Source organism: Paenibacillus sp. FSL R5-0345, from assembly GCF_000758585.1.
Taxonomy (GTDB): Bacteria; Bacillota; Bacilli; order Paenibacillales; family Paenibacillaceae; genus Paenibacillus_AQ.
Genome location: NZ_CP009281.1, coordinates 4470748 through 4483246, shown reverse-complemented (window position 1 = coordinate 4483246; position 12499 = coordinate 4470748). Strand labels below are relative to the sequence as shown.

8 protein-coding genes are annotated in these 12499 nt (G+C 42.8%); all 8 read left to right on the top strand.

The genetic code is table 11. From position 1 onward, the window contains the following. Positions 1-389: 389 nt before the first annotated feature. The 8 genes from R50345_RS19895 (at position 390) to R50345_RS19860 (ending at position 12339) form a co-directional block, all read left to right on the top strand. On the top strand, positions 390-2042 hold the full coding sequence (locus tag R50345_RS19895) for a response regulator (protein WP_042129450.1): 1653 nt from the start codon (positions 390-392) through the stop codon (positions 2040-2042). Between the two features lie 2 nt (positions 2043-2044). Next, a complete protein-coding gene (locus R50345_RS19890) occupies positions 2045-3874 on the top strand; it encodes a sensor histidine kinase (RefSeq protein ID WP_042129447.1) in 1830 nt (609 codons plus the stop codon). Further along, positions 3871-4893 carry a substrate-binding domain-containing protein gene (locus tag R50345_RS19885; protein WP_042129445.1) on the top strand — a complete coding sequence of 341 codons (1023 nt, stop codon included), beginning with the start codon at positions 3871-3873 and terminating at the stop codon, positions 4891-4893. The genes R50345_RS19890 and R50345_RS19885 overlap by 4 nt, the downstream gene beginning before the upstream one ends. Before the next feature lie 258 nt (positions 4894-5151). Then, positions 5152-6234, top strand: a complete 1083-nt coding sequence (locus R50345_RS19880; protein ID WP_139328545.1) for a galactose ABC transporter substrate-binding protein — start codon at positions 5152-5154, stop codon at positions 6232-6234. 144 nt (positions 6235-6378) lie between these two features. Then, entirely contained in the window at positions 6379-7890 is a 1512-nt protein-coding gene (locus R50345_RS19875; protein ID WP_042129442.1) for a sugar ABC transporter ATP-binding protein, read from the top strand. A gap of 93 nt (positions 7891-7983) precedes the next feature. Continuing rightward, positions 7984-8991, top strand: coding sequence for a galactose/methyl galactoside ABC transporter permease MglC (mglC, locus tag R50345_RS19870; RefSeq protein ID WP_042129441.1), 1008 nt, complete (start codon positions 7984-7986; stop codon positions 8989-8991). A gap of 370 nt (positions 8992-9361) precedes the next feature. Then, entirely contained in the window at positions 9362-11326 is a 1965-nt protein-coding gene (locus R50345_RS19865) for a WG repeat-containing protein (RefSeq protein WP_042129438.1), read from the top strand. 257 nt (positions 11327-11583) lie between these two features. Next, positions 11584-12339 carry a CAP domain-containing protein gene (locus tag R50345_RS19860; RefSeq protein ID WP_042129436.1) on the top strand — a complete coding sequence of 252 codons (756 nt, stop codon included), beginning with the start codon at positions 11584-11586 and terminating at the stop codon, positions 12337-12339. The last annotated feature ends 160 nt before the right edge of the window (positions 12340-12499 follow it).

Here is a 12499-nt window from a genome sequence, read left to right as displayed (position 1 = left end):
TTCCGATCATCCCCATCCCAGCTACGGCGGGATGGTTTTTTTTACGTAAATACAAGGATCGGTCAAGGATATAAACCTGCAAAAAGAACACCTTTTTATAATACGGAGATCGCTAAAGCAGTAATTACTGAGAATCTGAAGTAGTTCTTGCTATGAAGTAGCTTTCAAGTCACTTCATCCCCTCATATCTTTTATATCCCTCTGACTCCGTGTTTCATATCCCCGGCTATATCTTTCATATCTCTCCAAGTAGCACATTGTAGTCATTAGACAGACTTTTTAGTTTTTAATAAATCGATTTAAATAACTAACCATAGATGGAATAGTTTGAATCATATAGAATGAATTTTATGACAGTTAAATAAATCGTTTCCAAAGAGGGATGAGAAATGTACAAGTTAATTCTTGCTGAGGATGAAGAAGATGTTAGAGAAGGGGTCATCGGGCAAATTGATTGGGAGCACTACGGTTTCGAAATTGTAGAACAGGCGGAGAATGGACGGGAGGCAGCGGATGCGATTGATCGTTTGCTCCCGGATGTGGTTGTGACGGATATTCAAATGCCTTTTATGAACGGGCTGCAGCTGGCGGAATGGATTCGCGAACGGCATCCCAATACCAAGATCATTATTCTGACAGGGTATGATGAATTTGAATATGCGCAGAAGGCGATTAAACTACAGATCGACGAGTATATTTTGAAACCGTTTTCTTCACAGGAGTTGATTGATGTTCTGCTAAAGGTCAGAGCCACTATAGAGGCTGAAATTGCAGAGAAGGAGAATGTTTTTGTACTCAGTGAGCATTATCGAAAAAGTCTGCCTGTGCTGCGTGAGCAGTTTTTATCTTCACTAGTTTCACGCAAGTTACGAATGAATGAAATAGACGAAAAAAGTTCGGAATACGGAATAGATCTTCATGGGAAATGGTTCCAAGCCTCGGTAATTAGTGTGGATTATATTCGTCCAGAGCGAGAAACGGTTAGCCTTACCGCAGGAAAGCAAATTTCTTTGCGAGATACGGGAGAGAGAAATTTACAGCTCTTCGCTGTGCTCAATATTGCAGAAGAATTATGTAATAAGCATAATTTTTGCAGGGTGTTTATCCATCGTGATGAGGTGGTGCTTCTTTCCATTTGTGATGCAGGAGAAGAAACTGAAATTACGGGGAAAACTTTTGAAATTCTAGAAGAAATCCGCCATAATGTGCAGCGGTTTCTTAAGCTAACGGTAACCGCTGGTTCTGGAACGGTTTGTCATTCGCCTGCTATGCTATTTAATTCCTTTGGAGATGCCATGCAAGCGTTAGATTATCGTCTCATTCTCGGCAATAACAGAGTCATTTGGATCGAGGATGTGGAGTCACGTTCGAATACACTCTTGGCCTATGATGAATTGACCCAGCAGTCCTTAATCCGAACGATTAAGATGGGAACCGTACAGGAGCTTAAAGAGGTCGTGGAGGAGTTATTTGGCGGATTGAATGCTGAGCAGGTATCTACTCAGGATTATCAGATTTTTTTGCTGGAGATTATTACATCTATCCTGCGTGTAGCCAAAGAGTCCGGTAGTGATGCTGCTAAGTTCGTTGGATCTGGCATTTCCTCATTAACTGAGATGAATAAATTTAATAGTATGAGTGAAGCCAAACAATGGATTATTACTATTTGCAGCCGGCTAATGGACTCCATTGCCTTAGAACGCCAATCTAGCTATAAGCTGCTTATTGATGAAGCTAAAGAATACATCCGTAGCCATTATGAGGAATCGGATATTTCTATCGGAAAGGTTTGTCAGCATTTACATATCAGTACGGGTTATTTTAGCAGTATTTTTAAGAAGGAAATGAAGATGACTTTCGTTAGTTATCTCTTGCAAATCCGATTAGAGGCAGCAAAGGAACTTTTACGCTCCACGGAACTGAAGGCTTTTGAAATCGCCGAGAAAATTGGCTTTGCTGATCCTAACTATTTCAGCTTTTGCTTCCGTAAAAAATATGGCCAGTCTCCCAAAGAGTATAAAAACAGCTCCAGAGGAGGGTAGCCATGCGGCAAGAAAAGTCCTATTCTTTTCGACTGCGGCCGCAGCATCCAAAAGGAGGGAAACGTCGATTGTCCTCCAAGCTGCGGAGCATTCAAGTGACGATTACGCTCACTTTTACATCTGTCGCCGTACTTGTAGCCGTCGTTGTCAGCCTTATGCTGTATAACAAGTTTGCGAAGACAGCAGAAGAGAATGCCAATATGAATATGCAGCAGATTATTGAGCAAGTGAACTACAATCTGGAGCTTTATGTTAAAGGGATGCGGAATATTTTTGAAACCGCAGAAGATCAAATAACGAATAGTCCCTCCGTGGACTCGGCTTTACTGATGGAAAGAATGGCTATGTTAATGGGAAGTAGAGAGGATCTTGTTTCTGCAGCAGTTTTTACACCACAGGGGAAATACGTTGTGGGCACAGCAGGACAGAAGTTGCGCAGCAACACACAGTTAGAAACCCAGAGTTGGTTTACTACGGCCAAAAGAACGTCTGAGATCTCTTATTCAGCGCCCCATATTCAGAATTTGTTTAAAGGTCAATACATATGGGTCGTGTCGATCAGTAAACTCATTCAATATCAGGAAAAGGGAGTATTAAAAACGGGTATCCTGCTGATGGATTTTAACTTTCGCACCATAGATGAGCTGAGCAAGCAGGTTAAGCTTGGTAAAAGAGGATACGCTTACATCCTCGATCAATTAGGCAACATTGTGTATCATCCGCAGCAGCAGCTTATTTATGCTGGCTTAAAGTATGAGAATGTGGAGCCGGTACTGGAATATGCTTACCGTAGCTATTTGGATGAGTCTACAGGTGAAAAACGTTTTATCACAGTGCGTACGCTGGAACAGACCGGATGGAAAATAGTCGGAGTTGCTTATTATGACGAGATAGTAACCACCAAGCGAGATCTGAACACCTTTTTATCCTGGTTCCTAGCGGTAGTTATTTTATGTGTAATTATCGTATCTGTCTTTTTATCTGCGCGAATTGCCCGCCCGATCCGTAAGCTGGAACGGACACTTCAGCAGGTAGGCGAAGGGGATCTTAATACTCGAATCGATGTGAGCGGTGCGTATGAGGTAGAGCAGTTGTCCAAACGGTTTAACCTCATGCTGCAGCGAATCCGTCAATTGATGGATCAAATTATTTATGAACAAGAAACGAAACGCAAGGGTGAGCTTGAAGTCCTGCAATCCCAGATTAATCCACACTTCTTGTACAATACCTTGAACTCTGTGATCCGGCTTGCTGAGCGTGGTAAGACGGAGGAAGTCGTCACAATGATTCAGTCCTTATCGAAGTTTTTCCGTATAAGCCTAAGCAAAGGCAATAATATGATTACCGTACAGGAAGAGCTGGATCATATTCGTCATTATCTCGTCATACAAAGCTTCCGTTTCAAAAATAAGTTCCGCTATGAGATCATCGCGCAGGATGAAGTGCTGCAGTGTCAGACGATTAAGCTGATTTTGCAGCCGATTGTAGAGAATGCCTTGTATCACGGAATAGAAATGATGCCTGATGAAGGTTTTATCTCTATCCAAGCGGAACTGAAGGACAATCTTGTCATCATACGGATTAGTGATAATGGACTAGGAATGTCCAAGGAGACTATGAAGGTTATTTTGACAGGTGGCAGTAAAAGTATGAGCGGTTCCGGGGTAGGCGTAAGAAATGTGAACGAGCGGATTGAGCTGTACTATGGCCGAGAATATGGTCTTTCTTTTGAAAGTGAAATTGAAGAAGGCACTACGGTTACCCTTATCTTTCCGGCACTCGCAAAAGGCGAAGGCAATGAAGGGCTTAAGGAGGATGAGACATCGTCATGAAAACCTTTCGTTTTTGGCTAACCTTGTTAATGTGTGTGGTGTTATGGACTACGGTTTCTTCTTGTTTTAATTCAGCGCCCAATTACATCAATACAAATAAGACCCGTAATATTCATCTCATTGTGAAAATGAACAGGGGTGACTACTGGAATACGGTTAAATTGGGGGCAGAAGCTGCAGCGCAGGAATTCAACGTGAAATTAACCTTCAAAGCTCCGGACTCTGAGAGTGACATCACAGAACAGGTGAAAATGGTGCAGGACTCTATTAATGAAAAAGCAGATGTGATTATTTTAGCTGCAAGTAGTTATATGGGGCTTGCACAGGTTGTAGATCAGGCGGCTTATACCAAAATCCCTGTCATATCCGTAGATGCGGAAGTAGGTTCAGCAAGAGTAAGGACATATATTGGCTCGAACGGCTATGAAGCGGGTCAAAAATCTGCAGAAAGATTGATCAAGCTGTTGAAAGGATACGGCGAGGTGGGCATTATTAATTTCACCAATTCAACTCAGCGTGAGAAACAGGATTCTTCCAGCGGAATTGAATATGGTGCTAGAGACGCAGAGGAACGGGAGAAGGGATTCTTAAATTATACGGCCCGTTATCCAAACATACAGGTGGTTGAGATTTCATACACGACCTCCAGCATTAAGGATGCAGAAGAACTTACGCAGCTAATGCTGCTGAAGCACCCGAATTTGCGGGGAATTGCGAGTCTGAATGAAACTGCTTCACAGGGTGCGGCAATGGCGATCCAAAGTCGGGGGCTGCAAAATATTAAAATGGTTGCCTTTGATAGCTCCCCCTCCATGATGGAATTGCTGCAGGATGGTACAGTTCAAGCAACCGTCATCCAAAACCCTTTTAGTAACGGGTATTTAGCTGTAAAACATGCTGTTGAAGTGATCGAAGGAATCGATGTACCAGAACGTGTAGATACAGGAACAAAACTAATTGATTTGGACAATATGTTGTGGCCTGAGAATCAAAAACTGTTATTTCCGTTCGTTAGATAGGAGCTATTTTGAGCATATACGATTCGTGAAACGGATACCATCCTTGAATGGGGCGGTATTCGTTTTTTTTTAGAATATAAGAAAGTATAAATTTTTAATGAAAATCATCCTTATATTTCTTTACGGGTTCATTAGAATTTTTATATTAATGAGTAGGATTTTATATTCGCAAGCGTTTTCAGGTGAGGCATAATATGGATGTACCCGAGACGATCAGGGGCAAACAAAAAAGAAGTATAAATAGGAGGTCAATGAATAATGAAAAAAATCACTTCCGTGCTATTAGCTAGTGCTTTACTGGGTGCTGCTCTGACAGGCTGTGGTGGCAACAACAATACTACTAATAGTGCTGCAGGCAATGATAAGGCTACTAATGCTCCAAAGACTGAGAACTCAGGTACTACAACAGAAACTCCTAAAGTTGGGGTCGCCATTTACAAATTTGACGATACCTTTATGACAGGTGTTCGTAACGCCATCGATAGTGCTGCTAAAGGCATTGCTACAGTAGATATCGTAGATAGCCAAAATTCACAGCCAACACAAAATGACAAGGTTGACTTATTCATCACTAAAAAATATAACGGGATGCTGATTAACCCAGTTGACCGTACAGCTGCTGGCGTCATTATCGAAAAAGCTAAAACAGCTAACATTCCGGTAGTATTCCTGAACCGTGAACCGCTTCCTGAAGATATGAAAAAATGGGATAAAGTTTATTATGTAGGTGCTAAAGCAGAAGAATCCGGCACAATGTCCGGCCAACTGATTGTTGACTACTGGAAAGCACATCCTGAAGCAGATAAGAACGGCGACGGTGTTCTCCAATATGTAATGCTAAAAGGTGAACCAGGACACCAAGATGCTGAGCTTCGTACTACTTACTCTATCCAAGCTATCGAAGATGCAGGAATCAAGGTGGAGAAACTGGCTGAAGATACAGCAATGTGGGATCGCGTAAAAGGACAAGAAAAAATGGCTGCATTCCTTGGCTCCCACGGCGATAAAATCGAAGCTGTTCTTGCTAATAACGACGATATGGCCCTCGGTGCAATCGAAGCTCTAAAAGCTTCAGGCTACTTCACGGGTGACAAATTTATGCCGGTAGTAGGTGTAGACGCAACTGCTCCTGCGATTCAAGCGCTGGAAGATGGAACAATGCTCGGTACGGTGCTGAACGATGCGAATAACCAAGGTAAAGCTGCTATCACAGTTGCTGCTTTGCTTGCTAAAGGTGAAACACCTACGAAAGACAATGTAGGTTTTGATATCACTGACAACCAATACGTATGGATATCCTACAAAAAGATTACGAAAGACAACATAGCTGACGCTAAGTAATTACCTCGGCTACAGCGTTATTCATGATTATATGACAGCACGGGGAGCGGATAACCGCTCCTCGGTATTTCTTTTAGGCAGGGAACAGGATGGAACCGCTGTGCCTCTCATAAAAAAGAAAAAAAGCGTAGGGGGCGTAACAACATGGAAAAAGCTGAGTTTTTGCTGGAGATGAACAATATTACTAAAGAATTCCCCGGCGTCAAAGCGCTGGATGATGTTAGTTTAAAGGTCAGACCGGGTTCGGTTCATGCACTTATGGGCGAGAACGGCGCAGGTAAGTCCACACTCATGAAATGCCTTTTTGGTATTTATTCACCGGATGCCGGTGAGATTTTTTTGGATGGTGAGAAGGCTTCCATCAGCAGTTCCAATGATGCGTTAAAAAGCGGTATCTCAATGATTCACCAGGAGCTGCACCCCGTGCCGTTCCGAAGTGTTATGGAGAATATCTGGCTAGGACGTTTTCCAACGAAGGGAATCGGACCGATTCAGTTTATCGACCATAAGAAAATGTACACTGACACGGAAAATTTGTTTAAAGATCTGGATATCGATCTGAATCCTGAGACTTTAGTGGGTAAGCTGTCTGTATCCAAAATCCAATCCATTGAAATTGCGAAGGCTGTCTCTTTTCACTCCCGAGTTATTGTAATGGATGAACCCACTTCTTCCTTAACCAGTGTGGAGGTGGAACATTTATTCCGGATCATACGGGACCTCAGAAGTAGAGGCGTAGCTATTATCTATATATCTCACAAAATGGAAGAGATTCTTGCAATCTCTGACGAAGTTACTATTATGCGTGACGGTAAAAAAATTGGTACTTGGCCAGCGGAGGAATTAACTACAGATCTAATCATTTCCAAAATGGTGGGTCGCGATTTAACGAATCGATTCCCAGAACGTTCTAACGTACCTGGGGAAGTATACATGAAGGTAGAAGGGTTAACCTCTCCGGAGGAAAGATCCTTTAAAGATGTATCTTTTGAATTAAGACGAGGTGAGGTCCTAGGGATTGGTGGTCTGGTAGGTGCCCAGAGAACCGAGGTTATTGAGGCATTGTTCGGTCTGCGAGCCTTGAAATCCGGAACGATCTCTATTAAAGGCAAGAAGGTTAATATCAATTCTCCGAAGGATGCTAAGAAACATGGAATGGCTCTGCTTACCGAAGAGCGTCGTGTAACAGGCATATTTCCAGTTTTGTCTGTTCATGAGAATGGTGCCATCGCTAATCTACATCGTTACCAGAAGCTTCTTCTTTTACTAGATGGAAAAAAGAAGAAAGTGGAAGTCGATAAAATGATTGAAAAATTACGTACCAAAACGCCAACAACCAAAACGCTAATCATGAATCTTTCCGGTGGGAATCAGCAAAAGGTGTTACTTGCCAGATGGCTGCTGACTGAGCCCGAAATCCTGCTTCTGGACGAGCCGACTCGTGGTATCGACGTAGGGGCTAAATTCGAGATTTACTCCATTATTACCGACCTAGCCCAGCAAGGGAAGAGTATCATTATGATCTCCTCTGAAATGCCGGAGCTGCTCGGAATGTCTGACCGCGTAATGGTCATGTCGGAAGGTAGACTCACCGGTATACTAGAAGGCGAGCAAGCTACGGAAACCGAAGTTATGCGTCTCGCTGCACAGCATTAGGATAGGAATGTACTGATAGTTTTGCTAGGCGAAACTAGATTTGGTTTACGAAGAGAGCTACTCTTCGCGTAACTTTAAGGAGGAACACTACTAATGAACGTTAAAAGAACTCAAACCTTTATTACGCAAAATGCCATTTATATTGTATTGGTACTTCTGATTATGGGTATTGCTTTATACGAACCGGCCTTTATCTCTGTAAATACTTTACGTGACATATTAATCCAATCGTCCACGCGGATTATTATCGCGCTTGGTGTTGCCTTTATCCTTATTACGGCAGGTACTGACTTGTCTGCTGGGCGTGTGGTTGGTTTCACGGCAGTTATCTCTGCCTCCATGCTGCAAATTCCGGACTATTCCCGGCGCTTTTTCCCTGATCTGCCGCAGGTGCAAGTATGGCTTCCAATCCTTATAGCTATTATAGCTGGTCTTCTCTGCGGACTCATAAACGGTATTGTCGTTTCCAAACTGCATGTTCCCCCGTTTATAGCAACACTAGGCACGATGGTTATCGTTTATGGTTTAAACTCACTGTACTTCGATATGGACCCTAACCAATCTCAGCCGATTGGCGGTCTGCGTCCTGATTTCACTAAAATCGGTTCTGGCTTTATAGGAAGCGGCCAATATTCAATTCCGTATATCGTGCTGATAGCCTTGGGGGTCGCCGCCATTGTGTGGGTGGTATTCAATAAAACCAAGCTGGGTAAGAACATGTATGCGATTGGCGGAAATATGCAGGCAGCTAAAGTATCCGGTATCGATGTTTCCAAGAATCTGATTTATATCTATGCAATTGCTGGTGCCCTTTATGGTCTGGCAGGTGTTCTGGAAGCTGCTAGAACAGGTGGAGCAACAAATAACTACGGTAACATGTATGAGCTTGATGCCATTGCAGCTTGCGTAGTGGGTGGTGTATCTACAACCGGGGGTATCGGTACTGTACCGGGTGTTCTAGTGGGGGTTATCATCTTTACTCTCATTAACTACGGTCTGACCTTTATCGGTATTAGCCCGTACTATCAATTAATTATCAAAGGTTTGATCATCATAGCCGCGGTCGCATTTGATATGCGGAAGTACTCTTCGAAGAAGTAGCTTGGTTTGATGATCGTGTAGAGGTCTGAGAACTAAATCGATCATTTCATTACTCTTATAAAGGGCTGAAGAAGCGTTTGCTAGTAATAGGCAAATGCTTTTTGGTATGTCTATTTCGTTGCTAACCAGTGCTAGTCTTCTCCATGACTCTGAACCTCAATCGCGCTTCTATACTAACCTAATGTCTCTTACATTACTACAAAGCCCGCCCCATACTAATCTCGCAACTTGATCATCCGGTACCCCGAATCACCCCACCTCGGCGAACCAGTCTCGCACACTCACCCCATATCACCAATATCAAAAGCACATAAACCAACATTCTCCCATATTCTATAGGCAAATGCCTTTGTTAAAGGGGAGCGACTGGATGTTAAGAATAAGGTTGAATGAGCTGGGGAAAGGGAATGAAAATGGACCGTTACAGGCGGATGTATGGAGATGGGACGGTATTGGCTGGAATGAATATATTACACAGCAAGATGAAGATTTCATACGCACGGAAGAGGAGCTATTCGTCACAATCCCAGCAGAGGCGGGATTATATCGTGTTGACTACTCCAATAAGCCATATGAGACGCCTTACGTATTACCAGAGTGGGTTGACGACGATTTAAGGAATACTGGGCTACATCCGGCGCCTTTTAATCTTAAAGAGGGTACGCTCTGGGGATATATTAATGACGAAGGTCGCGCCCAGATTGAACCTAGATACGAATATGCTGAGGAGTTTCAGAAGAATGGGTTAGCAATTGTGCAGCGAAAAAACAGTAGCGGACTAATTGATAGCTCTGGACGGGAGCGGGTAAAGCCCATTTACTCGTTTATAGCCCCTTTTTCGGAAGGACGCGCAGTGGTGTCTGATGCGAAAGGGTACACATTTATCGATGAAAAAGGTAAAGAAGTGACTTCAGCCCGTTATGATTATCTGAACTCATTGCATGAGGGATTGGCATTATTTTCAAAACAAAATACAACCGGCGGTCAATCGCTATATGGGTACGTAGATGCGCAAGGCAAAGAGGTATTGCCTGCCATTTATGTAGACGCCAATGATTTTATGAATGGTATGGTTTTGGTTAAGATAAAAGAGGGGGAGTATGCACTCATCGACCCTGAAGGCAATATTCTGCATACGTACAATCATCCTTTCGTAGGGAGTCCTGGTGAGGAGCTACTCGCTTATCAAGCGACTGTGAACGGTAAGTACGGTTATTTGAACACGGATGGTACGGTAGCAATTCAGCCGCAATTCACTTCCGCTTTACCTTTCTCGGAGGGGCGTGCAGTGGTGAATACCGCTGAGAATTATGGTAACGCCTACGGCCTGATTGATAAACAAGGAAGAATGATCATCCCCGCGAAATATTATGAAGTCCTGCAGCTTGGTGAAGGCAGAGCAGCCATAGGAACACCAATATTCCCTAGTCAACCTTATCGAGGCTCACGCTACATTATCGCCGATGCAGAGACAGGAGCGATTCTGAGCAATCATACCCTGCTTGGTGTGAATAATTATCAGGACGGACTGGCGTCTGTGTATGATGCTAAGGAGACATTTTTTATAGATCGAACCGGAAAAAGAGCAGCTCAGCCTCCAGTCATCCAAGGAACCGGAACGCTTACTCTTAGCGGCCGCTTAATTAGAGCAGATATAGATCAACGTACAGCTTATTATGACCGTCAAGGCAAGCAAATTTGGAGGCAAAATGGCGTCATTCCACTGAGACCTCCTTATTCCGTTGTGGAGAAAAAATACAAACCGAACAGAGATTACTTGGTCTACTATCCGGTTGTTGAGGGAATTGCCAGTGCAGAAGTTTCAAGAGAGGTAAATGATAAGCTGCGCAAGCTGTCACTTGCTGAAGATGCTGGTAATGGTGGAGCAGCACAGGATTTCAGTTATAATGGTGATTTTTCAGTATCCTTTTTCCGCAAAAACCTTCTAGTGCTGGAGTTAACGGGTTACCGTTATCCTTTTGGAGCAGCCCACGGCATGCCTACCAAAATCTATACACATACTAATCTACGTAACGGAAGGTTCTATAAGCTGGGTGATCTGTTCAAGCCAGGAAGTAGATACGTGGAGAAGCTAAGTAAAATCGTAGGGAAGCAGATTGAAAACGATCCTCAGTACTCTTATGTTTTTCCGGATACGTATAAAGGAATTACCTCAGATCAGCCTTTCTTTGTAGATAATGAGGCGTTGTATCTTTACTTCGCACCATATGAGATTGCTCCTTATTCTGCAGGTTTTCCTACTTTCCGAATTCCATATGCAGAAATTATGGGACTTATCTCTACGGAGGGAGAATTTTGGCAGTCGTTTCACTAGATACCTGATACACTTAAGCATACAGAAGTCGCTATTCTCTCGAGAATGGCGACTTTTTTTGCTTTTTAACGCCAATATCGAATGAATTCAGGCTCGGAAAACTTACAGACAAGACTATTAAATGTTAAAAATTAGAAGAGCACAGCTGATAGATTTATGCTACAATGACTGAGGAACAAATTACAACTTTGTAACATTTGTAGCTGGTCACTCTAAGCAGGAACATATATTACACACAAGAAAGAGGAGATGGCAGAATGAAGAATAAGAGATTAAGAGCAATTATTGGTGGTAGTGTAGCAGCTGTTATGGCACTTAGTATTTCTCTTCCACTCGAAGCGAATGCAGCCTCAACTGAAGTAACAGTCGTTAAATCAGGAACTAGCTATGAGCAAGTTTTACAATATTTAAAACAAGCTAACTTGCAGGGACTCCCTATTTTTAATAGCACAATCGTGGTGTCCAAGCCTCAAACTGGAACGGTTCCAAATAAAGATACATCTACCGGAACTCCGGTTACTAAGCCTTCGGATACAACTACTGTGACTAAGCCTGTAACTAAGCCTTCGGATACAACTACTGTAACTAAACCTGTGACTAAACCCACAGAGACTACACCAAGTACCGGCGCTGTGAGCAATAAAGAAACTTATGTTCAGCAGATCGTAACGTTGGTAAATAAAGAACGTGCGGCAGCTGGTCTGAAGCCCGTTGCTGGACTAGACAGCCTTCATAAAGTAGCTGCTACAAAAGCTACGGATATGCGCACGAACAACTATTTTTCACACACTTCGCCTACGTATGGTTCACCTTTTGACATGATGAAATCCTTTGGGATCACTTATAACGCTGCAGGTGAGAACATCGCTATGGGTCAAAAAACACCAGAAGAAGTAATGAAAGCATGGATGAATAGTCCGGGTCACCGCGCTAATATTTTGAATGCTAACTTCAATTATATCGGTGTAGGTTATGACAATAACTACTGGGTTCAAGAATTTATCGGTAAATAAGTAAATTAACCATTACTGTAATCAAACGTTCTCCGAAGAAAATCGGGGAACGTTTTTTTGTGTCGGAGCTCTAATCACCAAATTTTTTTTGAGGATTTTCATGTCTTTATTTGGATTAAAAATGCAGAGCAGCAGGATTAATTTCTATTTTAGACATTTG

Coding starts and splice junctions, on each gene's coding strand:
- R50345_RS19880 (WP_139328545.1), top strand. CDS start 5,152: ATGAAAAAAATCACTTCCGTGCTATTAGCTAGTGCTTTACTGGGTGCT.
- R50345_RS19895 (WP_042129450.1), top strand. CDS start 390: ATGTACAAGTTAATTCTTGCTGAGGATGAAGAAGATGTTAGAGAAGGG.
- R50345_RS19865 (WP_042129438.1), top strand. CDS start 9,362: ATGTTAAGAATAAGGTTGAATGAGCTGGGGAAAGGGAATGAAAATGGA.
- R50345_RS19875 (WP_042129442.1), top strand. CDS start 6,379: ATGGAAAAAGCTGAGTTTTTGCTGGAGATGAACAATATTACTAAAGAA.
- R50345_RS19890 (WP_042129447.1), top strand. CDS start 2,045: ATGCGGCAAGAAAAGTCCTATTCTTTTCGACTGCGGCCGCAGCATCCA.
- R50345_RS19860 (WP_042129436.1), top strand. CDS start 11,584: ATGAAGAATAAGAGATTAAGAGCAATTATTGGTGGTAGTGTAGCAGCT.
- mglC (WP_042129441.1), top strand. CDS start 7,984: ATGAACGTTAAAAGAACTCAAACCTTTATTACGCAAAATGCCATTTAT.
- R50345_RS19885 (WP_042129445.1), top strand. CDS start 3,871: ATGAAAACCTTTCGTTTTTGGCTAACCTTGTTAATGTGTGTGGTGTTA.